Below are 25,788 nucleotides of genomic sequence, written 5' to 3' on the forward strand. Positions count from 1 at the left end.
GGCGCGTTCGCGGTCGGTCAGTTGGCCGGCGCGGGCGCGGGCTCCGGACCCGGCGGCTGGGCCGGCTGCGGCGCCTGCGGCGCCGGCGCCGGCGTGCCGAAGTCGACCTGCGGCGCCTGCTGGATCTGCGCCTCGTTCTCCACCGTGAAGTTCGGCTTTTCCTTGTAGCCGAAGATCTTGGCGGTAATCACCTGCGGGAACGAGCGGATGAAGGTGTTGTAGTCCTGCACGGTCTGGATGTAACGGCCGCGCGCGACGGTGATGCGGTTCTCGGTGCCTTCCAGTTGCGCCTGCAGATCGCGGAAGGACTGATCCGACTTCAGGTTCGGGTAGTTCTCGGTGACCACCAGCAGGCGCGACAGCGCGCTGGACAGTTCGCCCTGCGCCTGCTGGAACTGCTGCAGCGAGGCGGCATCGTCGGCGTTGACCTGGATCTGGCCGACCCGCGCGCGCGCGTTGGTGACGTCGGTCAGCACCTGCCGTTCCTGCTGGGCGTAGCCCTGCACGGTCTTGACCAGGTTGGGAATCAGATCGGCGCGGCGCTTGTACTGGTTGAGCACTTCCGACCAGCCGGCCTTGACCGCTTCATCCTTCTGCTGGATCGAGTTGTAGCCACAACCGGACAGCAGGGCCGCCAGGGCGACCAGTGCGAGCGAACGGACGAACAGGCGCATGACACCACTCCTTCGGCAGGGACGGCGGCATTGCAGCATCCGCCGGTGAAGGATGCAACCGCGCCGGCGCGGCGGCGGCACCACCGTTGCCGCCCCGTCAGCTACCCCCAAACGCCGACGCCCGGCGGAAGCCGGGCGTCGGGGAGACGGAAACGCCAGCGGCGGCTTACCAGTTGCCGGCGCCCGGGATGTGCTTCTGCGCGGCGCGGCGGCGCATCATCAGGTTCAGCCACTCGACCATCACCGAGAAGCCCATCGCGAAGTACACGTACGGCTTGGGCACGTGGATTTCCAGGCCATCCAGGATCAGCACCACGCCGATCAGCACGATGAACGCCAGCGCCAGCATCTTGATGGTCGGGTTGGCGTCGATGAAGCGGCCCAGCGGATTGGCCGCCAGCAGCATCACCGCCACCGCCAGCAGGATCGCCGCGACCATGATCGGAATGTGCTGGGCCATGCCGACCGCGGTGATGACCGAGTCCAGCGAGAACACGATGTCGATGATCGCGATCTGGGCGATGACCAGGCCAAACACCGCCGAAGCCTTGGTGGTGGACGGGTCCTCGTCCTCGCCGCCGGTGATCAGTTCCTTGATCTCCATGCCGCCCTTCACCAGCAGGAAGATGCCGCCCAGGATCAGCACCAGATCGCGGATGGAGATGCCCATGCCGGCGACGCTGAACAGGTCGTTCTGCATGCGCGCCAGGAACGCCAGCGACACCAGCAGCGCGATCCGGGTGATGCAGGCCACCGCGATGCCGAAGCGGCGGGCGGTCGGGCGCTGGTGGGCCGGAAGCTTGCTCACCGCGATCGAGATGAACACCAGATTGTCGATGCCCAGCACGATTTCCAGCGCGCTCAGCGTCACCAGGGTCAGCCAGACGTTGGGGTCGGCCAGGAACTCGAGACTCATTCGATTTGCAACCTTGCTATATCAGGAGAAAAGTTCGGACAGGCGGGGCCAGAGAATCAGGCCCCAGCACAGCAATACGTTCATCATCAGCACGAACACCGCCGCCGAACCCATGTCCTTGGCGCGTCCGGCCAGTTCGTGGTGCTCGGGCCCGTAGCGCTCGATGACCGCCTCGATCGCCGAGTTCAGCAGTTCGGCCGCCAGCACCAGCAGGCAACTGCCGATCAACAGCACCCGCTCCACCGCGGTGTCGCCCAGCCACAAGGCCAGCGGCGCCAGCACGATCAGCAGGTAGACCTCCAGCCGGAACGAGGATTCGTGCAGCCAGGCCGCGCGCAATCCCTGCATCGACCAGATCGCCGCCTTGAGGATGCGCCCGGGACCCCGGGGCATGTGTCCGATTTCGTCCGCCATTCCTGGATCTCCGGTCAGCCCGCGATACGGGCGGGCGGGCAATGCGGAAGGCGGGGCGTCGCGGCAGCGGGCATGGAGTGCGGAGGGTCCGTGAGAACCCCGATCTTGCCATATCGGGAGACCTTCCCGGCGCGTATCGGTTTGCCTTTGGCGGTCCCGGCTGGTTCACTGGCCCTTCTTCCCGTCCCGGAGACCCGCGCCGATGTCCCGTTTCCCGCTGCCCGCGCACCGCCTGGCCTGCCTGCTGTTGCCGGCCCTGCTGGCGCTCTCCGCTTGCGCCACCTGGTCCGACGGTTCCGGCCCGAAGCGGGCGCCGGCCATCCCTGCCGAGGTCTCCAACGCGGAGTGGGAGAAGGACATGCAGCGGTTCGCCGCCGAGGACGCCAGCCATCCCCCGCCGCAGAACGCGGTGCTGTTCGTCGGCAGTTCCTCGATCCGGATGTGGGAATCGCTGGCCCGGGATTTCCCCGACGCCACGGTCATCAATCGCGGTTTTGGCGGCTCGGAAATCCGCGACAGCACCTGGTACGCACCGCGCATCGTGCTGCCCTACAAGCCGGGAACGGTGGTGCTGTACGCGGGCGACAACGACCTCGCCAGCGGGCGCACGCCACTGCAATTGCACGACGACTTCGTCGCTTTCGCCGAACTCATCCATCGCAAGCTGCCGAAGACGCGCCTGGTCTACATCTCCACCAAGCCGAGCCCGTCCCGCGCGCACCTGCTCGACGCGCAACGCGAGGCCAACGCGCTGATCAAGGCCGAATCCACGCGTCACGACTTCGTTTACATCGACGTGTTCACGCCGATGCTGGACGCGGGCGGCAAGCCGCGCGAGGACCTGTTCCTGGCCGACCGGCTGCACATGAATCCAGCCGGTTACGCGATCTGGCGCGGGTTGCTGGCTCCCTACGTGAACTGAGCCTCGGGCGCACGGGCCCTTCCCGTTTTCCGGACAGCGGCTTTTTCTAGACGGGGACATAACTCCGGCAGGCGTAGCGTCGGCCTCCCGCAGAGGAGACCCCTCCATGGCTACCACCTCGTACCGGCCGCAGGGCTACCACAGCGTCACTTCCTACCTGATCGTCGACGACGCCGCCAAGGCGCTGGATTTCTACCGCGACGCCTTCGGCGCCGAGGAAATGTACCGGCTGCCGATGGGCGACCGCATCGGCCATGCCGAAACCCGCATCGGCGACACCGTGCTGATGCTGTCCGACGAATGGCCGGACATGAACGCCTTGTCGCCGAACACCCGCGGCGGCGCGACCTCGAGTTTCATGATCTACGTCGAGGACGCCGACGCCGCCTATGCGCGCGCGGTCAAGGCCGGCGCCCGCGCCGACCGTCCGGTCAAGCAGGAATTCTGGGGCGACCGCATCGGTTCGGTCGTGGACCCGTTCGGACACAAGTGGTCGCTGTCGACCCATGTCGAGGACGTCGCGCCGGAAGAAATGCAGCGGCGGATGGAAGCCTGGTCGCAACAGCAGGCATCCACCTGATGCATGCACGACGCGCCCGCGGATGCAGGATCCGCGGGCGGCGTCGCATCGACAGGCTCGTGCCCCGGATTATTTCCGGCGCGCCAGGCCTGCATCTTGGTGCAGGCTCAGCACATTACGATCCGGATCGACGAAGTCCAGCGACAGTCCGCCGTCCGGCGACTCGCTGACCGGCACGACGATCTCCACGCCGCGCCCGGCCAGCGCCTCGGCGTAGTCGTCGATGCCGCCGTCCAGGCTGAACACCACCACCGGCGATTCGCCGGGGCGGACCGCCTGGACGATGAACACCAGGGTCAGCTCGCCGACCTCGGCCAGCGCGAACGGGCCGTCATGGCCGTCGATCGCGTTGACCGGCAGGCCGAGGGTGTCGCGGTAGAAAGCGACCGAGCGGGCCAGATCACTGACGAAAAAGACGATGGCGCCGACCTTGCATTGGGAAAGCATGGGAGTCCTCCTTGTGGTTGTTTGTGGTCCCGTCTATCCGTTGCCGCCGGGACGCCAGGTGTGACCGGGACGGCGGATCACCAGCAGGTGGCCGTCGACATCATGGGTGGCCAGTCCGGCGCCGCCGCCGAGCGCGGCCCGGAGCCGGCGGCGGATCAGACCGAACTGGAGATCCACACTGCGCGCCGGATCGCGCACGTAGGCCATGGCCAGGCTCTCCGCGCGCGCGGCGGGCGGCAGTTCGCCGAGCGCCTTGCGGATGCGGCTGAGCCGCTGGCGGAACGCCTCGGGCGACAGCGCCAGGATCCAGCGGATTTCATCGGCCGACAGGCCATGCAACGCCAGCACGGCCACCCGCCGCAGGCGGGCGGGCCAGGCGTGCAGCCATCCGGGAACCGCCGGGGATTCCATCCCGGCCGTCGCTTCCCCGGACGGGTCGTCGTCCGCGACCAGCGCCTCGCGGCGACGGCGGCGCACCGCGGTGCGCGCCTGCATCGCGGCCAGGTTGCGCATCGTCCCGGCCAGCCAGGGTGCATCGGCGCGGCCGGCGGCCAGGGCCGCGGCCAGGGTGTCCTGCACCAGATCCTCGGCGTCGGCGGCGGAGCGCGCCAGCCGGCGCGCCTGCGAACGCAATTCGCGATAGGTCTCCAGATCCATCCGCCGATGATGCCGCAGAAGCGTGGCCGGCGGAGCCGGCCTACTGCGAGCGCAGTGCCTCGATCGGATCCAGCTGGGACGCCTTGCGTGCCGGGTAGTAGCCGAAGAACAGGCCGGTGGCCACCGAGAAGCCCGCGGCCAGGCCGATGACCTGCCCGTTCAACGCCACCGGCAGCTCGCTGAACTTGCCCACCAGCAGCGCGCCGACGATGCCGATGGCGATGCCGAGCACGCCACCGAACAGCGAGATCAGCATGGCCTCGGCCAGGAACTGCCTGCGCACATCGCTCGGTCCGGCGCCGACCGCCATGCGCAGGCCGATCTCGCGGATGCGCTCGGTCACCGACACCAGCATGATGTTCATGATGCCGATGCCGCCGACGATCAGCGAGATGGTCGCGACCGCACCCAGCAGCAGCGACATCAGGCGGGTGGTGGCGGTGCGCGTGGCGACGATTTCGGAAATGTTGCGGACGTTGAAGTCGTCATCCTCGCCCGGCGCGATCTTGTGCCGCTGGCGCAGCAAAGCCTCGACCTCGCCCTGCACGTAGCCCAGGTCCTTGGCGTCGGCCACGGTGAGCGCAATCTGCATCACCGCGCTGGGCGGCAGGCCCATCGAACCCATCAGCCGGCGGCGCGCGGTTTCCAGCGGCACCATCATCACGTCGTCCTGGTCCTGGCCGAAACCACCCTGCCCCTTCGGCGCCAGCGTGCCGACCACGGTGAATGGCACCCGGCCGATGCGCACGGTCTGGCCGATACCGGTTTCCTCGCCGAACAGTTCGCGACGCACGGTCTCGCCCAGGATCACCACCTTGCCGGCGCCGCTGTAGTCCTGCGCATCGAAACCGTCACCGTTGGCGATTGTCCAGCTGTTGATGTCGAAGTAGTCCGGCTGCACACCCTGCCAACTGCTCGACCAGTTGTTCTCGGCATACACGACCTGGCTGCTGCCGCGCAGCGCGCCGGCGACGTACTGCACCTCCGGGATTTCGTTGCGGATGGCGTCGACGTCTCCCTCGCGCAGGGTGAAGAAGCTGCTCCCGCTCATGCGCACGCCGCCACCACTGCGGCCGGCACCGGGGTTGATGTCCAGTCGCTGCGAGCCCAGGCCGGACACCAGCTTGTCGATTTCCGCCTGGGTGCCCTGGCCGACCGAAACCATCACGATGACCGCGGCGATGCCGATGATCACGCCCAGCGAGGTCAGCGCGCTGCGCATCCAGTTGCCACGCAAGGCGAAGATCGCGGTGCGCAGAATATCGGTGAAGTTCATGGGCTGCTTTCCCCCAATCCCGAATCCCGTTTCCCGAATCTCGGTTCCTCATGCAACTCGCCGTCGCGCATGACCAGGATGCGATCGGCGTGGGCGGCCACATCGGCGTCGTGGGTGATCAGGATGACCGTGTGGCCTTCGTCGCGCAGGCGCTTGAACAGCGCCAGGATTTCCTCGCCGGTGCGGCTGTCGAGTGCGCCGGTGGGTTCGTCGGCCAGGATGATCGGTGGTTCGTTGATCAGCGCGCGGGCGATCGCCACGCGCTGCTGCTGGCCGCCCGACAGTTCGCTGGGCCGATGGCCGCCGCGCTCGGCCAGGCCCACGGCCGCCAGCGCCTTGCGCGCGCGTTCGGTGCGCTCGTGCGGAGGCACCTGCGCATAGCCCAGCGGCATCGCGACGTTCTCCAGCGCGTTCATCCGCGGCAGCAGGTTGAAGCCCTGGAACACGAAACCGATCTTGTCCCGGCGCAGCACCGCCAGTTCCTCCGCGTCCAGCGTCGCCACGTCGACGCCGTCGCAGTGGTAGGTGCCGGAAGAAGGTGTGTCCAGGCAACCGATCAGGTTCATCAGGGTCGACTTGCCGGAGCCAGACGGTCCCATGATGGCGACGAAATCGCCCCGGCCGATGCGCACGTCCACGCCCTTGAGCGCGACCACCTCGGCCTCGGTGCCGGGCGAGTAGACCTTGCTCAACGCCCGCGTCTGGATCACCGGCACCTCGCCGGCGGACGTATTCATGGCACTCATTCCTTGGCGCGCTCGCCGACGATGACCTGATCACCGGCCTTCAGGTTGCCCGCGACCTCGGTCGCGCTGCCGTCGCTGGCGCCCAGCCGCACCATGATCCGTTCCGGCTTGCCGGCCACCAGCTTGTACAGCGGCGCGCGCTTGGCCGACAGCAGCGCCTTGAGTTCGTTGTCCCAGCGCTGCTGCTGTGCGGGCTCCAGGCTGGCGCGGAACGCGGCGAAGTCCTGCTGGAAGCGTTCGGCCATGCGCTGGCGCTGCTGCGCCTGCATCGCGCCGCCGTTGCCGCCGCTGGTCACCATGCGCGGGCCGCCACCGGGCCCGCCGGCGAACAGCCGGTTGCCGCCATCCTGCTGGGCCTGGGCCATCCGCGCGGCCTGCCGATCGCGTACCGCCTTCACCGCCGCGTCGAACGCGGCGCGCTGTTCGGGCTTCAGTTGCAGGCTGCCGGCGATACGCTCCATATCCTCGGTGACGCCGCCGCCACGAACCTGCGCCATCTGCGGGGCGCCCTGCGCCTGCTCATCCTCGGTGGTGGGCTTGTAGCGCAGCGCCGCGTTGGACACCTTGAGCACGTTGTCGCGCTTGCTGACCTCGATCTCGGCGTTGACGGTCAGGCCCGGCAGCAGGATCTCGTCGGCGTTGTCCACGGTCACGACCACCGGATAGGTCACCACGTTGTTGGTGGTGGTGGCGGCCAGGCGCACCTGTTCGACCAGGCCCTTGAACTGGCGATCCGGAAAGGCGTCGACGCTGAAGGACACGGTCTGCCCGACCTTGACCTGGCCGATGTCGGCCTCGTCCACCGCCAGTTCGATCTTCATCTTGCGCAGATCCTCGGCGATGGTGAACAGCTCCGGCGCCTGCAGGCTGGCGGCCACGGTCTGGCCCGGCTCGATGCTGCGGGTCAGCACCACGCCATCGACGGGCGAGCGAATTACCGTGCGTTCCAGGTTGACCCGGGTGGTCTGGGTGGAGGCGGTCTGCTGGCGGATCTGCGCCTGGGCGGAGTTGAGTTGCGCGCTGGCCTGGTCGAGCGCGGCGCGCGCCAGATCCACGTCGCTCTGCGCCACCAGCTTCTGCTGGCCGAGATCGGCCTTGCGGCGGTAGTCCAGCTCGGCGTTGCGCAGGGTCGCCTGGGCCTGCGCCAGCGAAGCGCGCGCGGCGGCGATCTGCGCGGTGCCCTGTTCGATCTGGGCCTCGTAGGTCTTGGGGTCGATGCGGGCGAGCACGTCACCCTTCTTCACCGGGCTGTTGTAGTCCACCAGCACGTCGGTCACCTGGCCCGAAATCTGGCTGCCGACGGTGACGGTGGAGATGGCGCTCAGGGTACCGGTGGCCGAGATCGCCACCCGGATGTTGCCCCGCTCGACCTGGGCGGTGCGGTAGGCGCCCTCCTCAGCCTTGGCCTGGCGTCCCTTCCAGTACCAGACGCCCGCGCCGAGGATGGCGAGGACGGCGATGCCGAGGACGATGCGGGAAATCAGCGTGGAACGACGGCGGGACGGCTGGCTCATGCGGGCAAGTCGGCAATGTCGGTGGAGAGGTATGGGCCCATTAACGCACGCCGGGCACGGCGGTTGACAGCGCATGGACGGCGGCCGCGCCCGTTGGGCTGCCGCTCATTTTTCCCTTCCCGTGGATGCTCAGGTGGAGATGCTCAGGTGAAGCGGATGGTCGCGGCCGTGCCCTTGCCCAGTTCACTCTCGAACTCGATCTTCCAGCCAAACCGGTCGCACAGCCGGCTGACGATCGACAGGCCCAGCCCGCTCCCGCGCGGACGGGATGGATCGGCGCGATAGAACGGCTCGAACACCCGCTCCATCGATTCGGCGGACATGCCGATACCGGTGTCCTTGACGATCACCCGGTCGGCCTCGACCAGCACGTCGATACGGCCGGTGTCCGTGTAGCTGCACGCGTTGCGCAGCAGGTTGCTGACCACCACCTGGAATACCCGCGGCGGTGCGTGCAGGCGGGGCTTGGCCACGCAGGTGACCTCCAGGTCGACCGGCTTGCCGATCAACAGCGCGCGCGCATTCTCGGCTTCGTCCAGCACGATGTCGGCGACATCGAAATCCTCGCGTTGCGGCTCGACCTCGGCCTCGCGGGCGAGGATCAGGAAGGCATCGATCACCGCTTCCATGTCGCGGCCGGCGCGCTGGATGCGTTGCAGTGAACGCACCACCCGCGGCGAGGCCTCCTCGGCCATGGCCATATCGCTGGCGACCCGGATCACGGTCAGCGGGGTGCGCAGCTCATGGCTGGCGTCGCGGGTGAAGTCGCGCTCGCGCGCCACGTGCGAGGCCACGCGCTGGGCCAGGCCGTGCAGCGCCGACGCGAGTTGTCGGGCCTCGCCCTGCACCTCGGCCGGCAGGCGATCCGGCGCCAGCCCGCTGACGTCGGGCCGGCGCGGATCCCATTCGGCCACCTGCCGCGCCAGCCAGCTGACCGGTGACACCAGCCGCTTGGACGCCCGGTAGGTCAGCCACGACACCACGTAGATGGCGATCAGGGTCAGGATGATCGGCAGGGTGCCGAAGTAGAACGCCAGCCGTTCGGCCTGCGAACGCAGGAACACCAGGTACAGCCGACCGGCGGGCTGCTCGTCCACCAGCACCAGCATGTCGTCGTCCTTGAGCTCGTGGAAACCGGGCTTGAGGCCGCGCAGGTTGTCCGGCAGCACCAGGTTGGAGTGGCCCTTGACCACCAGGTAGCCACGCAGGTTGTGGGTGTTCGGCGGCGGCTGCGCGGTGGAGGCGTCGTACAGCTCCCAGAAGTGGGTCGCCTCCTCCTGCAGGGCGGTGTTCATCAGGCTGTGCTTGATGACCGCCGAGATCAGGTAGACGCCCAGCACGATCGCCAGGCTCACCATCACCGCCTGCAGGATGAAGGCAATGCGTAGCTTTCGCGGCAACCCCTGCGGCATGACGGCTCCCCTCCCCGGCCGGATTATGCCGTGGCCCTCAGCCGATGTCCGCGATCCGATAGCCGGCGCTCTGGACGGTATGCAGCAGCGGCTTGTCGAACGGCTTGTCGATCACCTTGCGCAGGTTGTAGAGGTGGCTGCGCAGGGTGTCCGAGTCCGGCAACCCGTTGCCCCAGATTTCGCGCTCGATTTCCTGCCGGGTGACCACCCGCGGCGATTCGCGCATCAGGATGGTCAGCAAGCGCAGGCCGATCGGCGACAGCATCAGCTCGTTGCCACCGCGGGTCGCGCGCATGCTCACCGGGTCGAGCACCAGATCGGCGACCTTCAGTACTTCGGCGCCGACCTGCCTGCGCTCGCGCCGGATCAGCGCGCGCAGGCGCGCTTCCAGTTCCTGGATGGCAAAAGGCTTGGTCAGGTAGTCGTCGGCGCCGGAACTGAGCCCGGTCAGCTTGTCGTCCAGGGTGTCTCGGGCGGTCAGCATCAACACCGGCGTGGACTTGCGCGCTTCATTGCGCAACTTCTTGCAGACCTCCATGCCGTCCATGCGCGGCAGCATCAGATCCAGCACGACCACGTCGTAGCTGTTCTCGGTGGCCAGCCGGTAGCCGTCCAGTCCGTCCGAGGCGTAATCGACCTCGAATCCCCGACCTTCCAGATACTCGCCGACCATTTCCGAAATGTTGCGGTTGTCTTCGACAACCAGGACCAGTCCCGCGGTTTCCTGTGAATGGCGCATATGAGGCTCCTGTGCTTCAGGTTTGTGAAGCTACCCGGCCCCAGGTTGAGGTCACGTGAAGGGAAACCCTGCCATTCAGCCGCCAGTGAAGCTAGGCTTGCGCGTCCTCCCGCCGACTCCCTCCCATGCTCGCCCGCATCCTGCCCCTGCTGCTGCTGCTCGGCTCCAACGTCTTCATGACCTTCGCCTGGTACGGGCATCTCAAGTACCGCAGCGCACCGCTGCTGCTGGCCATCTTCGCCAGCTGGGGCATCGCCTTTTTCGAGTACACCCTGATGGTGCCGGCCAACCGCCTGGGCAGCACCGTCTACTCGGTGGTGCAGCTGAAGACCATCCAGGAAATCCTGACCCTGGTGGTGTTCGCCGGCTTCTCCACCTGGTACCTGGGCCAGCCGCTGAAGTGGAACCACTACGCCGCGTTCGCGCTGATCGTCGGCGCCGCGTTCCTGATGTTCTACGAGTAAGCCGGGACGCTAGGCCGGCACGCCTTCGCCGCGCTGCACGATCGCGATGACCAGGTCGGCCAGCGCATGCCGCGCCTGCGCCGCGTCGATGGCGCCCGCCGCCGCCGCGTAGGACAGCGATTCCGCCGCGCCCAGCAAGGCCCAAAGACTGGCCGCCGGCAGCGCGCGACGTGGCGCGAACGGCGCCAGCAGACCATGGCATTTGGCCATGAAGGCGCCCTGGTACTCGCGCTTGATCCGCTCCATTTCCGGCGAACCCGTCAACGCGGCGACCACGCCCGGAATCTCGCGCCCCTGCGACAGCACGCAGTCCACGAAACAGGACGCGATGATGTGCGCGCGCGCGGGCAGGTCTTCGGCCCCGTGGCGGAGCGCCTCGTCCATCAGCGCTGATTGGCGCGAATCAAAATCCTGGTAGAGCGCGGCCAGCAGGCCGGCACGGGTGCCGAAGTGGTCGTACACGACCGGCTTGGTTACGCCGGCCGCTTCCGCCAGGCGTCCCAGCGACAGGGCCTCGGTGCCCTCTTCGCCGATCAGGCGCCAGGAGGCATCGAGCAGTTGCCGGTAGCGATCTTCGCGCGCGAGCCGCCGGCGCGGGGCGGGCGTGTCGGCGGCGGGAATCTCCCGGGTGGCTTTCCGGCGGCTTGACATCGTTATATACCAAAAGTAAGTTACGTTTCGTAAGTTACTCGAAGTATATACCCCGTCCACTCCCGGAGTTCGCCGTGCATGCCCTGATCGTCACCGCCCATCCGTTGTCCCAATCGTTCACCCATGCCGTGGCCGGCCGGCTGGCCGATGGCGTGGAGGATGCCGGGCACACCGCCGAGATCGCCGACCTGGCCAGGGAAGGCTTCGATCCCCGCTTCACCGCGACGGATATCGCCCGTTTCCTCCAGCAGGGACCGGCCGACGCCGACGTGCTGGCAGAGCAGGCGCGCATCGATCGCGCCGATGCGCTGGCCCTGGTGTACCCGGTCTACTGGTGGTCGATGCCCGGCCTGCTCAAGGGCTGGATCGATCGGGTGTTTTCGCAGGGCTGGGCCTACCAGGAAAGGGAGGGGCGCGACGAGCGCAGGCTGGGCCGGCTGAGCGTGCACCTGTTGGCGATCGGCGGCGCCGACATGCGGACCTATGCGCGCCACGGCTACTTTGGCGCCATGCGCACCCAGATCGATCACGGCATCTTCGAGTACTGCGGCGCGCGGGTGTCCACGTCCGAATTGCTGGCGCCGCTGGGAGACGAAGCGCCCGCGCGGCATCTGGCGACCGCCTTCGACATCGGCCGCCGCCTGTTCGCCGCCGACAGGAAGCAGGACCTGGCCGAGGTAGCCTGAGCGCGCAGGCTCAGAAGCGGATCCTGCCGGTCAGGATGTCCTTGAACATCACCCAGTCGCCGGCGAAGGAATAGAACGGATGGCGGAAGGTAGCCGGGCGGTTCTTCTCGAAAAAGAAGTGCCCCACCCAGGCGAAGCCGTAGCCACAGAACAGCACGGCCAGCAGCCACCAGAGGTTGCCCGAGGCGAACGCCCAGGCGACCAGCAGCAGCACGCCGCAACTGCCGACGAAGTGCAGCCGCCGCGAAGTGCGGTTGCTGTGCTCGCTCAGGTAGAACGGATAGAACTCGCGGAAACTGGCGAAACGGCCCATGGTTCGCTCTCCCGACCCTGGTGCGCCCCGATGCGCGGCGATCGCCGGAGATGATGGCGCCGCGCGGTGGCCGGCGCAACGCCGCGCTGGAATTCAGCCCGTCCGCGGCGCGAACATGATCACCGCCATGCCGAGCAGGCACAGCCCCGCGCCCAGCAGATCCCAGCGCGTCGGCTTGACCGCGTCGACCGCCCACAGCCAGCCAATCGCGATGGTGACGTAGACGCCGCCGTAGGCCGCGTAGACGCGACCGGAGGCAGTGGGGTGCAGGGTCAGCAACCAGGCGAACAGGGCCAGGCTGGCGGCCGCGGGCACCAGCAGCCAGGCGCTGCCGCCCTTGCGCAGCCACAGGTACGGCAGATAGCAGCCGAGGATTTCCGCCAGCGCGGTGATGACGAACAGCAGCAGGGTCTTCATGTGTCCCCTCCTTCGCCGGCACCGATACGAAAACTCACTCCGGCGTGCCCCGCTCGCGCTGCTTGGCCTGCTGCCAGAGCGCTTCCTGCCGCTCCAGCGGGAGATCCTTCATTGCTTCCCCACGTTCGGCCGCGATGGTTTCCATCGCCCGGAAGCGGCGTTCGAACTTGAGGTTGGCGCGACGCAGCGCCGCGCCCGGGTCGACCTTCGCATGGCGCGCGAGGTTGGCGGCGACGAACAGCAGGTCGCCGATCTCGTCCTCCAGCCGATCATGGTTGGACACGACATCGCCCTGCGCCAGCTCGGCCTGCACTTCGCCGATTTCCTCGTGAAGCTTGTCAATCACCGGCGCCGGGCCGGGCCAGTCGAAACCGACCCGCGCCGCGCGCGACTGCAATTTCACCGCGCGCTGCCACTCCGGCAATCCGCGCGAAATGCCGGCCAGCGCGGACGTGTCGGCGTTGCCGGCGGTGGCGCGCTCGGCCTGCTTGATCGCTTCCCAGTTGCGGGTCTGCGCTTCGGCATCCTCGAAACTGGCTTCGCCGAACACGTGAGGATGGCGCCGGATCATCTTGTCGCAGATCGCCGCGACCACGTCCGGGAACGCGAACGCACCCTGCTCCTTCGCCATTTGCGCATGGAACACGACCTGCAGCAGCAAGTCGCCCAGTTCGTCCTTCAGATCCTCCAGATCGCCACGGTCGATCGCGTCGGCGACTTCGTAGGCTTCCTCGATCGTGTACGGCGCGATGGTGGAGAAGTCCTGCTCCAGATCCCACGGGCAACCGCCGTCGGGATTGCGCAGGCGCGCCATGATGTCGAGCAGTTCGCGGATGTCGCGCGGATCAGGCGGTCTGTTCAACGGCGCCGTCCTCCAGCCATTCGCGCCACGGCAGCGCGGGATCGCCCAGGGCGATGAAATCGCCATTGAGCAGGGTCTCGCGGCGGTTGTAGCGGAATGCGCGTCCATCCGGCGCCAGCAACGCGCCGCCGGCGGCTTCCAGCACGCACTGCGCGGCGGCGGTATCCCATTCCGAGGTCGGCCCGAAGCGCGGATACACGTCCAGCGTGCCTTCGGCGATGCGGCAGAACTTCAGCGACGAACCCAGCCCCACCAGTTCGATGTCGCCCATCCGCGCCAGCACCGACTCGGTGCGCGCGTCGCGGTGCGAGCGGCTGGCGGCCACCCGCAGCGGCGCCTTGGCCGGCGCGCGGCTGCGCAACTGTTCGTCCACCTGGCCGCGCCGCCGATATGCGTGGCGGCCGCGTTCGGCATGCCAGATCTCGCCGGTGACCGGCGCCTGCACCACACCGAAGATCGGGATGTGCTGTTCGATCAGCGCGATGTTGACGGTGAACTCGCCATTGCGCTTGATGAACTCGCGGGTGCCGTCCAGCGGATCCACCAGCCAGTAGGTCGGCCAGGCGCAGCGGGTCTGCCAGGGGATGTCGGCCGCTTCCTCCGACAGCACCGGCCATTCCGGCGTCAGCCGGCGCAGGCCCTCCGAGATCACCCGGTGCGCGGCCAGGTCGGCCGCGGTCAGCGGGCTGTCGTCGGCCTTGCGGGTGACGTCGAAGCCCTGTTCGTACACCGCCATGATCGCCTCGCCGGCTTCGCGGGCGATGACGAGTACGGCTTCGTGCAGGTCCGAGGTCATCCGGCTCATGCCGAGGTACGCAGCCATTCGCGGGCGATGAACAACGCCGCCAGCGAACGACCTTCCGAAAAATCCTCGCGCAGCATCAGCTGGTCGAGGGCATCAAGCTTCCACGGCACTACTTCCAACTCCTCGGGTTCGTCTCCGGGCAAGCGCTCCGGATACAGATCTCGTGCGACCACCAGCCAGGACTGGTGGCTCATGTACAGGGGCGCCTGGGTCAGGCTGCGCAGCACGTCGACGCGACGCGCGCCGTAGCCAGCTTCTTCCTTGAGTTCGCGATCGGCGGCCTGTTCCGGCGTTTCGCCGGCGTCGATGCGACCCTTGACCAGGCCCAGCTCGTAACGATGCACGCCGGCGGCGTACTCGCGCACCAGCAGCACGGTGTCGTCGTCGATCAGCGGCACCACCACCACCGCGCCATGCCCTTCCGCGCGAACGCGATGGAAGCGCCGGCGCTCGCCGTTGCTGAACTCCAGATCGAGTTCCTCGACGTTGCGTTCCAGCGGGCCGCCGGATCGCTCGGTCACGCCGTGGATGATCGGCAGGCGCCGGCTCATGGCTGCGCTCCGCGGACAGGAACCGGGCGACGGAAGGGCAGGCACGCCGATATCATGGCGGGATGGCGGAAACGAATCATGAAACCCGAATGCTAGCAGAGGCCGACGCCTGGCGTTCGCGCGATCTCGCGGTCCTGTGGCATCCGTGCACCCAGATGCGCGAGCATCCCCATACCTTGCCGTTGGTTCCCATCGCCCGGGGCGAAGGCGCCTGGTTGATCGGCCAAGACGGACGGCGCTATCTGGACGCGGTCAGCAGTTGGTGGACCAACCTGTTCGGCCATGCCGAACCGCGCATCGCGGCTGCCATCGCACGCCAGGCCGGGCAACTGGAACAGGTGATCCTGGCCGGCTTCAGCCACCCGCCCGCGGTGGAACTGGCCGAGCGCCTGCTGGCGCTGGCGCCGCGGCAACCCGGACGTGCGCCATTGGCGAAAGTGTTCTATGCCGACAACGGTTCGGCCGGGGTGGAAGTCGCCCTGAAGATGGCCTTCCACTACTTCCACAATCGCGGCGAGGCGCGGCGGACGAAGTTCATCGCGCTGGAGAACGGCTACCACGGCGAAACCCTGGGGGCGCTGGCGGTCGGCGACATTCCGCTGTACCGGCGCATCTATGCGCCGCTGCTCGCCGAAGCGCTGTTCACGCCCTCGCCCGACGCCTGGCAGGCCGAACCGGGCGAGAGCGACGCCGATGTCGCCGCGCGCGCGGCCGATGCCTTGGCGGACCTGCTCGACCGCCACCCCGGTGAAATCTGCGCGTTGATCCTGGAGCCGCGGGTGCAGTGCGCCGGCGGCATGCGCATGCATCATCCGGATTATCTGCGACGCGCACGCGAACTCTGCGATGCGCACGGCGTGTTCCTGATCGCCGACGAGATCGCGGTCGGCTTCGGTCGCACCGGCACCCTGTTCGCCAGCGAACAGAGTGGCGTCATGCCGGATCTGCTGTGCCTGTCCAAGGGCCTGACCGGCGGCTTCCTGCCGCTGGCCGCGGTGCTGGCCACGCAGGCGATCTACGACGCGTTCCTCGATGATTCCCGCGAACGCGCCTTCCTGCACTCGCACAGCTACACCGGCAACCCGCTGGCCTGCGCAGCCGCGCTGGCGAGCCTGGACATCTTCGCCCAGGATGACGTGCTGGCCCGCAATCGGACCACCGCCGGCCGCATGGCGGCGCTGGCCGCGCCGCTGAAGGAATTGCCCTGGGTCGCCGACGTGCGCCAGGCCGGCATGATCCTGGCGATCGAGCTGACCCGCGACGGCGATCGCCGCCATCCGTTCGAATCCGGTCGGCGCATCGGCCTGCACGCCTACCGCGCGGCGCTGGCCCGCGGCGTGGTGCTGCGGCCGCTCGGCGACGTGCTGTACTGGATGCCGCCCTATTGCGTGGACGAGGCGCAGCTCGAACTGCTGGCTGCCACCACCCGCGCCGCCATCGAGGAAGCCATCGCATGCGCCTGACCCGTTGCCACGTCGACCTGCCGCTGGCGCCGGCGCGGACCTTCGCGCTGCCGGAGTCCGCAGCCAACCATCTCGGCCGGGTCCTGCGCCTGCGCGAAGGCGACGAGTGCGTGCTGTTCAACGGCGACGGCCATGACTACGCAGCCCGCCTGGTCGAGGTGAGCAAGCGCGAGGTGCGCGCCGAAATCCTGTCCGCGCTGCCGGTCGATCGCGAATCGCCACTGCGGTTGACCCTGATCCAGGGCATCGCCCGCGGCGAGAAGATGGATCTGATCCTGCAGAAGGCGACCGAACTCGGCGTCGCCCGGTTCCAGCCGGTGAACGCCGAGCGCACCGAAGTGAAGCTGGATGCCGAACGCCTGGACAAGCGGGTGGCGCACTGGCGCAGCGTGATCGTGTCGGCCTGCGAGCAGAGCGGCCGCGGCCGGGTACCGGAACTGGCGCCGCCGGCCGGGCTGATGCAGGCGGCGCAGGCGTGCGCGGCGTCCGACCTGCGGCTGTTGCTGGATCCGGTCGGCGAGCTGTCCCTCGCCGCGATGACCTTGCCGCCCGACGCCGGCGTTGTCGTCGCCATCGGGCCGGAGGGCGGCTGGTCGCCGCGTGATCGCGAGATCCTGCTGGCGTCCGGATTCCAGGGCATGCGGCTGGGGCCACGCATCCTGCGCACGGAAACCGCCGGCCTGGCCGCGATCGCGGCCTTGCAGGCGCGTTTCGGCGATCTCGCCTAGGCGCGAGTCACGCGTCTCATCGCCAGGCGGCCAGTTCCTCGGCGCTGATGCGGCCGTCGTGGTTGCGATCGACCAGCTTGAATTCGCTCGCCAGCGCGTGGCCCTCCGGCACTTCGTCGCGGCTTACCACGCCATCGCCGTTGCGATCGAGATCGGTCACGGTGACCCGGTAATCGGCGGCGTTGGGCAGCGCTTCCGGCTGTCCCCAGCGCACGGTGACCGGGCCGCTCTGCTCCTGCAGCTGACGGCTCTGGCCGCCGCCGTGATAGGCGGTCAGCGATTCGGTGCGCACCGGCTGCGGGGATGCCTGCTGGGCAACGGCCTGCGCGGCCAGCAGCCAAAGGGGAAGAAGGATCCAGGCTTTCATGACGGCCTCCCGTTTCGCGGTGGACAAGCTGCGCTTGGCAGCGCGATCACGCTGTCACCGCCGCCGCAAACCGGGCGTGAATGCGTGTCGCCGCGCCAGCGCAAGTTCAGCGCGGTGGAAACGGCGTGAACGGGTGTGCGCTCAGGCCGCCTGCAGCGCCTCGTGGATGCGATCCTCGACCAGTTGCAGGTCCGGCAGGATCGCGACCTCGTCGCCGAGCAGCACGCGTACCTGCACGCCCGCCGGCAGCTCTTCCTCGGTCGCGTCGGCCAGCAGCCCGTCGCGCGGCACCGAGACCAGACGCGGGAACGATGGCGTCAGCAGCGCGTAGTAAGGCAGCTCGGCACGACCGCCCAACGCTTTCAGCACCACGATCTTGTTGTTGGCCTGCGCCGTTTCGCCGCCCAGTCCGGTCAGCCGGGCGAAGGCGACCAGCGGCACCCGCCAGCCGTGCCAGTCGATGGCGCCTGCCAGCCAGGCGGGCGCACCCTCGATCGGCATGATCGGTGCGCGCGAAAGCACTTCGGCGATCGTCGCGTTGGGCAACAGCAGGCGATCATCGCCGCTCTGTACCAATACGCCACGGATCTCGTCGTTCGAATGTGCCATGCGGGAATTCTCCTCAGATCCAGCGTTCGGCCAGTTGCCTGGCCATCTCGACCGGCGTCGCCAGCGTTCCGCCGCGTGCCGCCAATGCGTGCGACGCGGTCGGGTCGTAGCAGCCTTCCGGCGCCTGCGCGGCGACCCAGGCGCCCTGCGCGTTCAACGCCCAGGCCGCGTTGACCCATTGGCTGTCGCTGCCGCTCAGCAGCAGCACCGCGCTATCGCGTGGCGGCAACTGCGCGATCGCGGTTTCGAGTTCGCCATGGGCACGGAAATCGATCGCGTCCTGCTCCACGCCGATGCCGACATCGCCGGGCAGCACATAGACGTGCGCGGCCTCGGCGGCGTGCCCGGCCTCGGCCAGCATCACCGGCATCGTCGAGACGCGCGCCATCTGCCGCACCAGGTTGTCATAGCGTCCGCCATCCAGCTTCAGGTGGATGACCAGCGGACGGCCGAAATCGGGCGGCAGCTCGGCCAGCAGCTTGCGTATCGCATCCGGGCCGCCGATGCCGGCGAACACCAGCACCGCGCCGGGCGTGCGCGGACCGCCGCCCGCCGCGGTCGGCTCCAGCGGTTCCAGTGACAGTTCCCACTTCGACGGGGCCGGGTTCCCGTCCAGCGACGACGGCGGGACGGACGGCGATGCCGGGGAGGAAGGCGCGGGTTCGGTGGTGACCGGCTCCAGCGCCAGATCCCAGACCGGCTCGATGGCCGGCGGACGCGGCGGAGGCAATGGAGTCTCCGCGGGAAGTTCTTCCTTCGGCGCCGCGCCGCGCAGCCACTCGTCCGCGTCGACCACCGCGGACTGGGCCGCCGCCGATGGCGGCCGGTAGGCGAAGTCGTCGTCGGGAAGTTCCCAGGCGCGATCCACCGCCTCGTGCACGTGCGGTTCGATCGCGGCATCGGCGTGCATCTGCGCGGGCGTGGGCGGCAGGCCCGGTTCCAGCGCAAGCGATGCATCCTCTTCGCGGCCGGGTGGCAGCACATCGTCGTGGCCGTTGATCTTGGCCGCCAGGTGGCGTGCCCAGCGCCGTGCTTCCCAGCCATCGCGGCGGGCCGCCAGTTCGGCCTCCTCGAACAGTACGGCGATCGCCGGATCGTCGAGCACGGCATCGAAACGGGCGAGGCTGTCCTCGATGGCCGGCTCCAGCGCCACCAGCACCACTTCGGGGGCCGCGTCGGTCACCGTCTGCGCATCGATCGCCGCCGGATCGTCTTCCAGCACGATGTCCGCGCCCACCTCGTTGAGCGCGCTGCGCAGGCGTTCCCGCGCCGGCCCGGAGCGGGCCAGCAAGGCGACGCGCTTGACCTCATTCGCGGACACGGGCGATTCCCAGCAGATCGTAGACGTTGCGCATCAAATCAAGTTCCTGGTACGGCTTGCCCATGTAGCGCTGCACGCCGATGTCGAACGCGCGCTGGCGATGCTTGTCGCCGGTACGCGAGGTGATCATGACGATGGGCACGTCCTTGAAGCGCGGGTCGGCCTTCATCGCGGTCGCCAGTTCATAGCCGTCCATGCGCGGCATCTCGATGTCCAGCAGCATCAGGTCCGGCACCCGGTCTTCCAGCTTCTCCAGCGCTTCGACGCCGTCGCGCGCGGCGGTGACCTCGAAGTTGTGGCGCTCCAGCACGCGACCGGTCACCTTGCGCATGGTCAACGAGTCGTCGACCACCATCACCAGCGGCACGCGGCGCTGCTCCTGCACCGGTGCCGCCGACGCCGGCTGCTGCGGCTGGGCCAGGTGGCGACGCACCAGCGGTGCGATGTCCAGGATGACCACCACGCTGCCGTCGCCGGTGATCGTGGCGCCGTAGATGCCGGGGATGGAGGCCAGCTGCGGACCGACCGCCTTGACCACGATTTCACGGTTGCCCAGCACCTGATCCACCGCCACCGCCGCGCGCATGTCGCCGGCGCGGATCAGCAGCAGCGGCACCTGCGCCTCGCCTTCGGCGCGCGCCGGCGCATGGCCGACCAGGTGACCCAGGTTGTACAGGGTGTACTCCTCGCCGCCGTAGACGTAACCGCCTTCGCCGGCTTCGAAGCGCGCATGGCTGATGCGACCGATGCCGCTGACCGAGGCGACCGGCACGGCGAACTGGGTTTCGCCGATCTGCACGAACGCGGCCTGGGTCACCGCCAGCGTCTGCGGCAGGCGCAGAGTGAACTCCGCCCCTTCGCCCTGGCGCGAAGCGATGTCCAGCGATCCGCCCAGCTGTCGCACTTCGTTGTAGACCACGTCCATGCCGACGCCGCGTCCAGCCAACTGGCTGACGCTGTCGTAGGTGGAGAAACCCGACTCCAGGATCAACCGATCCAGATCGATGTCGTCGATGGCCGCGCCCGGCTGCAGCAGGCCGCGCTGTTCGGCGCGCTCGCGGATCGCCGTACGGTTCAGGCCCGCGCCGTCGTCGCGGACGCTCAGCACCATTTCCGAACCTTCCCGGCGCAGGTGGACCTGCACCGTGCCTTCCTCCGGCTTGCCCGCCTTGGTGCGCCTGTCGGGCGACTCCAGGCCATGCGCCACCGAGTTGCGCAGCAGGTGTTCCAGCGGCGCGGTCATGCGCTCCAGCACGTTGCGGTCCATTTCGCCGTGGGTGCCTTCCAGCAACAGGCGGACCTGCTTGCCGGTATCGGCCGCCGCCTGGCGCAGCACGCGCCGCAGGCGCGGCACGATGCCTTCGAACGGCACCATGCGCGCGCGCATCAGGCCGTCCTGCAGTTCCGAACTCACGCGCGACTGCTGGTGCAGCAGGCTGTCGTAGTTGCGCGCCAGATCGTCCAGCACGCCCTGCAGGCCGCTGATGTCGGCGGCCGACTCGGCCAGCGCGCGACTGAGCTGCTGGAGGGTGGAGAAGCGGTCCAGCTCCAGCGGGTCGAAGGTGGCGTCCTGGTGATCCTGCTCGCGCTGGTAGCGCGCGACGATCTGAGCCTCCGTCTCCAGGTCCAGGCGACGCAACTGGTCGTGCAGGCGGATGTTGGTGCGCTCCAGTTCGGCCATCGCGCCGCGGAACGCGCCGAGCTGCTGCTCCAGACGGGCGCGGTAGATCGCCACTTCGCCGGCGTGGTTGACCAAACGGTCCAGCAGATCCGCGCGTACGCGTACCTGCTCCTGCTGGCTATGGGGGAAGAACTCCTCGTCCTGCGCGAATTCGGTCTCGACCGGTGCCGACAGCGGCGCCAGCGTGACCGGCGCGGGCGCCGGCTCGACCACGCGTTCGGGTCCGGCGGGCGGCTCCAGCCCGCGCGCATGCGCGACGAATTCGCCAATCAGCCCCTCCGGCAGGCGGACCGCGCGACGCGCGGACACCCGCTTGAGTTGTTCGTGCAACGCATCGAAACCACGTTCGAGCAGTTGCACGCCGCGCCGATCCAGTTCGGTGCGCTGGGCCACGATCGATTCCAGCATCGATTCGATCGCGTGGCCCAGATCGCCGACCGCGTGGATGCCGGCCATGCGCGCGCCACCCTTGAGGGTGTGCAGATCGCGCTGCAGGCCGGTCACCAGACTGCGGTCTTCCGGCGTTTCGCGCAGCCTGGCCAGCAGGTCGTCGGAATGGTCGAGCAGGTCGTTGCCTTCCTCGACGAAAATCTCGACCAGATCCAGATCCAGACCGGTCAGATCGAGCGCGTCTTCGGGCTGTTCTTCCATGGCTGCAGCCTCGGCGGATGCCTGTACCGCGTCTTCCGCCGCAGCGGCGGTCTCGAACGCCGCCGGCGCCGGCGACGTATCCGCGTCCGCACCTGCGGTCTCCGCTTCCACGTGTTCCGGGGCCGGCCCGGCCGCGGGCAGGGCTTCGGATTCCGCCTCGATCACGGCCGCATCGAAGGTGGTTTCGGTCGCGGTGGTGGCTTCGGTGGCTTCGGTTTCCGCAAATCCGGCTTCCGCCAGATCCGGTTCCGGTTCTTGTTCCGGTTCGGGTTCCGCTTCGGCCAATCCGGCGGCGATCAAACCGGCGTCGCCGGCTTCGAGGTCGGACGTCGGTTCGTCGCCCGCGCCGATCTCCGGCGTGGCGAAAGATGCCTCCGATTCAATGTCGGCGACTTCAACGTCGACGGCAGCGGAAACCGGTTCTCCATCCGCTTCCGGCCCTGGCTGGCCGGCGCTTTCCGTGACGAATGCGTCGGCGGCGGAAGCTTCCACTTCCACGGGCGTGATTTCCGAATCCAGGGAAGCAACGGTGTCTTCTTCCCGACCATCCGGCTCGTCGGCGTCGTCGCGCGCGGCGGACACAGGGGACGCGGGCTCGACGCTGGCTTCCTCGACCAGCGTGACGCTTTCCCATACCAGCGCGTCGTCCAGGCTCGCGGTATCGCCAACGGTCGTGGCATCGTCGAGCGCGATTTCCTCGCCGACCTCTCCATCCGTCGCGTCGAGGCCAATCTCCTCGACCACCAGCGCATCGCCGGAAAGCCCGGCCGTTGTCTCGACCGTCGTTTCCGGTGCAGGCTCGGCAGCCGGCGTCGCATCATCGGCGGAACCGGACGCCGCATCGATCGCGGGGACGGATCCGGCATCGGACCAGGGCGTATAGACATACGAGGTGCGCACGTCGTGCACATCGTAGAAGTTGATGGTGCTGGCGGCCTGCGCCGCCGCGGTGGCATCCGCGACCGACGCCTCCGGCGCGCCTTCGGACGGGGCGACTTCGGAGGAGGTCGAATCGACCATTGCGGAATCGAGCGCTGCAGGCGCAAGCGGCTCGCCCGCTTCCACCGGTGGCAACGCCCCGGTCTCCTGCACGTCGCCTGCGTCCGTCGTTGCCGCTGTTCCGGTCGCGTCACGCCAGCCGGTGACGCCGAGCGCGTCGGCCTGCGCAGGCTCGATGAAGCGCGACAGATCGTGCGGCGCCAACTGCACGTCTTCCAGCGGTGCCGGGCCCGCGGTGCCGGACACGGTTTCGACATAGGTGCCCTGGGCACTGTCGTTGACCAGTTGGGCGCCTGCGCGCACGTCGGGCAGGGTGTCGCGCAGGGCGGCCAGGCGCGCGGACAGCGCCGCGAACACCGGGATGCGCGGCGAAGGCCTGTTGAGTGCGTCGATGCTGCGGGCAATCGCCGCGGCGGCGTCGGAAAGCGCGTCCACGCCTTCCGGCGCGGGTGTGCCGGCGACGGCGAGCAACCGCTTGATGTACTGCTCGGCCGGTGCGGTGACCTCGATGATTTCGGGCACGTCCGCCATCGCGAACGCGCCATTCATCGTGTGCATCGCGCGCAGCAGCGGTTCGGTCGCCGGTTGTGGCGCGATCCGCGCCGCCGACAGCCAGCCGTGGACGGTCTCCAGATGAGTGGCGACTTCCGCTTCCAGGATCTCCCGCAGGACCGAGTCCACCGAAGCCGGCGTACCCGAGAAGTCCGGTTCCGGTTCGGCGCTGCGGCTGTCCGCGGCCGCGGCCACCATCGGCCCGAGGGCCGCGGGTTCGCCATCCTCGATCGCCTCGATGGCTTCGGCGTCCGCCGCGTCCTGCTTCGAGTAGAACGCTTCCTCGCCCGCCGCGATCCGATCGGCCACGGCCTTGATGCCTTCCAGGTCCGCGCTGACCGGCGCCTGTCCGCGCAGCGCCGCGTTCAATTGCGGCAGCACGTCGCAAGCCTGTTCCAGCAGCACCGCCACCGCGGTGCTCGGTGCGCGCGTGCGGTCCAGCACGCGGTTGAGCATGTTCTCGACCTTCCAGCTGAACTCGCCCAGCGCCTTGGCGCCGACCAGGCGGCCGCTGCCCTTCAGGGTATGGAACACGCGGCGGATCGGACGCAACCGTTCCAGATCCTCGGGCACCATCCGCCAGGCCGGCAACAGCTGGCGCAGATTGACGATTTCCTCGTCGAACTCCTCCAGGAACACTTCCCGGATCTCGTCGTCGATGTCGCCACCCTCGACTTCGAACCCGCCGGCCAGCGCGGTCACCGCCGCGACCGGTGGCGGCGCGTGCGGTACCTGCGGAGCGCCCTGCGGCACGGCGTGACCGTCACCGGACGGAGCCAGCGCGCTGGCCGCGGCGTCGATGTCGGCCATCACCGCGGCGAGTTCGTCGTCGTCGGCGGTATCGGATTCGATTTCCAGTTCGACCGGTTCCCAGCTGACGGGAACCGTGCTCGGCGCCGGCGGAGCTTCCTCGGTGAACTCGAAACCCACCGGGTCGAAGGGATGTGCCGGCTCATCGGTGCCGTCGATGGACGCGGTGAGGGCTGCCGTCGGCGCCACGGTTTCCGGCTGCGCCGGCGCCTGCGGCTCCTCCATGGGCGCGCCGGCCGGAGCTTCCTCCGGCAACGGCCAGTACCGCAGGTTTTCCAGGCTGCTGCGGGTGATTTCCAGGATGTCGTCGCGATTGGGGCGCCGCTCGCGCAGCGCCTCCAGGTAATACTCCAGGCTGGCCAGCGCGTCGGCGAGCGTGTCGAGCTGCTGTCCGCCGGGCACGCGGCGCTTGCCGATCAGCTCGTTGCTGACGTAACGGCGCACGCCCAGCAGGTAGTCGCCGGCCTGATCCAGTTCCAGCATGCGCATCGCGCCGGCGACCTCGTCCAGCAGGCGCGGAACTTCGGCCAGTTCGGCGTGATCCCAGTTGGTCTCGATGAAGGCGACGAACTTCTCGCGCGCCGAAGCGAAATTGATGATCGCCTCCTGCGCCAGCACCTCGACGGTGCGCTGCGATTCGACCGCGCTCGGATCCTGCTGGCCTTCGTCGGCCGGGCCGCCCAGGCGCGCGACCTGGTCGTCCAGCGACGCGTCCACGTAGAGCAGCGCGCCGGCAATGTCGAGCAGCGTGCCCTCGTCGGCCTGGCGGCGGCCTTCGGCCACGTCGCGCAATGCGTCGCGCTGCTGCTGCACGACATCGCGCGCCACGCCCAGGCCCATCATGCCCAGGGTGTCGGCGACGTTGCCCAGTTCGGCAACCTGCTGTTGCAGCGATGCGGCATCGCCGCGCGTGCGCAGGTGCAGATCCAGCGCGTCCTTCACCCGCAGCAGTTCTTCCTTGACCGCGCCGCCCACCGTGTCGAGCAGTTCGCGGTTGCGTCCGCTGATGCTGCTGCGCGCGTGATCGATTTCCTCGGCGCTCGGCTGCGGCGCCTCGGCTGCCTGGGTTCCCGGCGGGAACAACATGCTTTCGTTCAATCCGGACGCGCCGCGGGCGTTGCGGATTTCGTTGAGCAGCGGCAGCAGCACGATCGGGATGTCGCGATGGCCGTCCTGCAGGCGCTCCAGGTAGTCCGGCAGCAATACCGCGCCGCGCATCAGGGTGGCGCAGGCCTCCTCGCGGTCGGTGACGTTCCCTTCCTGCAATGCCTGCGCCAGCTGTTCCAGCTCCTCGGCGACCATCGCCGGGGCATACAGTTCCACCATCCGCAGCGTGCCCTGGACCTGGTGAAGGTAACCGGCGCAGAACCGCATCCGGCTGCCGTCGGTCGGGGTCTCGACGAACGCCTCGATCTCGCCGCGCGCCAGGCGCAGCGTCTCGTCCAGCTCGGGTTTGACCCAACCCAGGACGGCATGGCTCATGGCCTCGCGCAACGCGCTCATCGGCACGCTCCGTCAGCAAGCGAGCGGCAGCCCGTCCGGGACGGGTGCCATGCGGTGG

General features: G+C 68.6%; 26 protein-coding genes. 6 read left to right on the forward strand and 20 right to left on the reverse strand.

All coding sequences use genetic code 11. The features are described 5' to 3' along the window. Window positions 1–17: 17 nt before the first annotated feature. The 3 genes from FHW78_RS05965 to FHW78_RS05975 all read right to left on the reverse strand — a co-directional run bounded on the left by FHW78_RS05965 (window position 18) and on the right by FHW78_RS05975 (window position 2,004). Window positions 18–674, reverse strand: coding sequence for a LemA family protein (locus FHW78_RS05965; protein WP_183638837.1), 657 nt, complete (start codon window positions 672–674; stop codon window positions 18–20). 166 nt (window positions 675–840) lie between these two features. Then, entirely contained in the window at window positions 841–1,590 is a 750-nt protein-coding gene (locus FHW78_RS05970; protein WP_183638838.1) for a TerC family protein, read from the reverse strand. 21 nt (window positions 1,591–1,611) lie between these two features. Continuing rightward, window positions 1,612–2,004 (reverse strand): diacylglycerol kinase, encoded by a 393-nt coding sequence (locus FHW78_RS05975; protein ID WP_183638840.1) that lies wholly within the window; start codon window positions 2,002–2,004, stop codon window positions 1,612–1,614. Window positions 2,005–2,221: 217 nt separating this feature from the next. On the opposite strand from FHW78_RS05975, the gene FHW78_RS05980 reads away from it, so the two are divergent. After that, window positions 2,222–2,926 (forward strand): SGNH/GDSL hydrolase family protein, encoded by a 705-nt coding sequence (locus FHW78_RS05980; protein WP_255443250.1) that lies wholly within the window; start codon window positions 2,222–2,224, stop codon window positions 2,924–2,926. A gap of 106 nt (window positions 2,927–3,032) precedes the next feature. Continuing rightward, complete coding sequence (locus tag FHW78_RS05985) at window positions 3,033–3,506, forward strand: VOC family protein (protein WP_183638844.1); 474 nt, start codon at window positions 3,033–3,035, stop codon at window positions 3,504–3,506. 69 nt (window positions 3,507–3,575) lie between these two features. On the opposite strand, the gene FHW78_RS05990 is transcribed toward FHW78_RS05985, so the two are convergent. The 7 genes from FHW78_RS05990 to FHW78_RS06020 form a co-directional block, all read right to left on the reverse strand. Beyond that, the gene (locus tag FHW78_RS05990; RefSeq protein ID WP_183638846.1) at window positions 3,576–3,953 is read right to left on the reverse strand and encodes a VOC family protein; all 378 of its coding nucleotides are present in this window, start codon (window positions 3,951–3,953) and stop codon (window positions 3,576–3,578) included. Between the two features lie 33 nt (window positions 3,954–3,986). Next, on the reverse strand, window positions 3,987–4,610 hold the full coding sequence (locus FHW78_RS05995; RefSeq protein ID WP_183638848.1) for a sigma-70 family RNA polymerase sigma factor: 624 nt from the start codon (window positions 4,608–4,610) through the stop codon (window positions 3,987–3,989). Window positions 4,611–4,650: 40 nt separating this feature from the next. Next, on the reverse strand, window positions 4,651–5,886 hold the full coding sequence (locus FHW78_RS06000) for an ABC transporter permease (protein WP_183638850.1): 1,236 nt from the start codon (window positions 5,884–5,886) through the stop codon (window positions 4,651–4,653). Then, window positions 5,883–6,623 (reverse strand): ABC transporter ATP-binding protein, encoded by a 741-nt coding sequence (locus FHW78_RS06005; protein ID WP_183638851.1) that lies wholly within the window; start codon window positions 6,621–6,623, stop codon window positions 5,883–5,885. The genes FHW78_RS06000 and FHW78_RS06005 overlap by 4 nt, the downstream gene beginning before the upstream one ends. Before the next feature lie 5 nt (window positions 6,624–6,628). Next, complete coding sequence (locus FHW78_RS06010; RefSeq protein WP_183638853.1) at window positions 6,629–8,146, reverse strand: efflux RND transporter periplasmic adaptor subunit; 1,518 nt, start codon at window positions 8,144–8,146, stop codon at window positions 6,629–6,631. Between the two features lie 143 nt (window positions 8,147–8,289). After that, window positions 8,290–9,558 (reverse strand): HAMP domain-containing sensor histidine kinase, encoded by a 1,269-nt coding sequence (locus tag FHW78_RS06015; protein ID WP_183638855.1) that lies wholly within the window; start codon window positions 9,556–9,558, stop codon window positions 8,290–8,292. A gap of 37 nt (window positions 9,559–9,595) precedes the next feature. Then, window positions 9,596–10,297: a response regulator transcription factor gene (locus FHW78_RS06020; protein ID WP_079724910.1), complete on the reverse strand. Its 702-nt coding sequence runs from the start codon at window positions 10,295–10,297 to the stop codon at window positions 9,596–9,598. A gap of 125 nt (window positions 10,298–10,422) precedes the next feature. Here FHW78_RS06020 and FHW78_RS06025 point away from each other — a divergent pair, with 125 nt between their 5' ends. After that, the gene (locus FHW78_RS06025) at window positions 10,423–10,761 is read left to right on the forward strand and encodes a DMT family protein (protein WP_183638857.1); all 339 of its coding nucleotides are present in this window, start codon (window positions 10,423–10,425) and stop codon (window positions 10,759–10,761) included. A 9-nt stretch (window positions 10,762–10,770) separates the two neighbouring features. Here FHW78_RS06025 and FHW78_RS06030 read toward each other — a convergent pair whose 3' ends face one another. After that, on the reverse strand, window positions 10,771–11,382 hold the full coding sequence (locus FHW78_RS06030) for a TetR/AcrR family transcriptional regulator (protein ID WP_218533550.1): 612 nt from the start codon (window positions 11,380–11,382) through the stop codon (window positions 10,771–10,773). Between the two features lie 104 nt (window positions 11,383–11,486). Between FHW78_RS06030 and FHW78_RS06035 the strand changes: the two genes are divergently transcribed. Next, window positions 11,487–12,098: an NAD(P)H-dependent oxidoreductase gene (locus tag FHW78_RS06035; protein ID WP_183638862.1), complete on the forward strand. Its 612-nt coding sequence runs from the start codon at window positions 11,487–11,489 to the stop codon at window positions 12,096–12,098. Between the two features lie 10 nt (window positions 12,099–12,108). On the opposite strand, the gene FHW78_RS06040 is transcribed toward FHW78_RS06035, so the two are convergent. The 5 genes from FHW78_RS06040 to nudE all read right to left on the reverse strand — a co-directional run bounded on the left by FHW78_RS06040 (window position 12,109) and on the right by nudE (window position 15,046). Beyond that, entirely contained in the window at window positions 12,109–12,411 is a 303-nt protein-coding gene (locus tag FHW78_RS06040; RefSeq protein ID WP_183638863.1) for a DUF962 domain-containing protein, read from the reverse strand. 93 nt (window positions 12,412–12,504) lie between these two features. Then, the gene (locus FHW78_RS06045; protein WP_183638865.1) at window positions 12,505–12,828 is read right to left on the reverse strand and encodes a YnfA family protein; all 324 of its coding nucleotides are present in this window, start codon (window positions 12,826–12,828) and stop codon (window positions 12,505–12,507) included. A gap of 34 nt (window positions 12,829–12,862) precedes the next feature. Continuing rightward, complete coding sequence (mazG, locus tag FHW78_RS06050; protein ID WP_255443146.1) at window positions 12,863–13,690, reverse strand: nucleoside triphosphate pyrophosphohydrolase; 828 nt, start codon at window positions 13,688–13,690, stop codon at window positions 12,863–12,865. After that, the gene (cysQ, locus tag FHW78_RS06055) at window positions 13,674–14,495 is read right to left on the reverse strand and encodes a 3'(2'),5'-bisphosphate nucleotidase CysQ (RefSeq protein ID WP_141456020.1); all 822 of its coding nucleotides are present in this window, start codon (window positions 14,493–14,495) and stop codon (window positions 13,674–13,676) included. Before cysQ ends, mazG begins: the two co-directional genes overlap by 17 nt. Then, window positions 14,492–15,046 carry an ADP compounds hydrolase NudE gene (gene nudE / locus FHW78_RS06060; RefSeq protein ID WP_141455777.1) on the reverse strand — a complete coding sequence of 185 codons (555 nt, stop codon included), beginning with the start codon at window positions 15,044–15,046 and terminating at the stop codon, window positions 14,492–14,494. The genes cysQ and nudE overlap by 4 nt, the downstream gene beginning before the upstream one ends. A gap of 89 nt (window positions 15,047–15,135) precedes the next feature. On the opposite strand from nudE, the gene bioA reads away from it, so the two are divergent. Together bioA and FHW78_RS06070 are read left to right on the forward strand one after the other, a co-directional pair. Then, a complete protein-coding gene (gene bioA / locus FHW78_RS06065; RefSeq protein ID WP_183638869.1) occupies window positions 15,136–16,509 on the forward strand; it encodes an adenosylmethionine--8-amino-7-oxononanoate transaminase in 1,374 nt (457 codons plus the stop codon). Further along, on the forward strand, window positions 16,500–17,237 hold the full coding sequence (locus tag FHW78_RS06070) for a 16S rRNA (uracil(1498)-N(3))-methyltransferase (RefSeq protein WP_183638871.1): 738 nt from the start codon (window positions 16,500–16,502) through the stop codon (window positions 17,235–17,237). Before bioA ends, FHW78_RS06070 begins: the two co-directional genes overlap by 10 nt. Window positions 17,238–17,253: 16 nt before the next feature. On the opposite strand, the gene FHW78_RS06075 is transcribed toward FHW78_RS06070, so the two are convergent. The 4 genes from FHW78_RS06075 to FHW78_RS06090 form a co-directional block, all read right to left on the reverse strand. Further along, a complete protein-coding gene (locus FHW78_RS06075; protein WP_183638873.1) occupies window positions 17,254–17,604 on the reverse strand; it encodes a hypothetical protein in 351 nt (116 codons plus the stop codon). A 141-nt stretch (window positions 17,605–17,745) separates the two neighbouring features. After that, window positions 17,746–18,213: a chemotaxis protein CheW gene (locus tag FHW78_RS06080; protein WP_141455773.1), complete on the reverse strand. Its 468-nt coding sequence runs from the start codon at window positions 18,211–18,213 to the stop codon at window positions 17,746–17,748. A gap of 13 nt (window positions 18,214–18,226) precedes the next feature. Continuing rightward, on the reverse strand, window positions 18,227–19,534 hold the full coding sequence (locus tag FHW78_RS06085; protein ID WP_343205536.1) for a chemotaxis protein CheB: 1,308 nt from the start codon (window positions 19,532–19,534) through the stop codon (window positions 18,227–18,229). After that, entirely contained in the window at window positions 19,521–25,730 is a 6,210-nt protein-coding gene (locus tag FHW78_RS06090) for an Hpt domain-containing protein (protein WP_183638875.1), read from the reverse strand. The genes FHW78_RS06085 and FHW78_RS06090 overlap by 14 nt, the downstream gene beginning before the upstream one ends. Window positions 25,731–25,788 lie beyond the last annotated feature (58 nt).

Source organism: Pseudoxanthomonas sp. OG2, from assembly GCF_014192765.1.
GTDB lineage: Bacteria > Pseudomonadota > Gammaproteobacteria > Xanthomonadales > Xanthomonadaceae > Pseudoxanthomonas_A > Pseudoxanthomonas_A beigongshangi.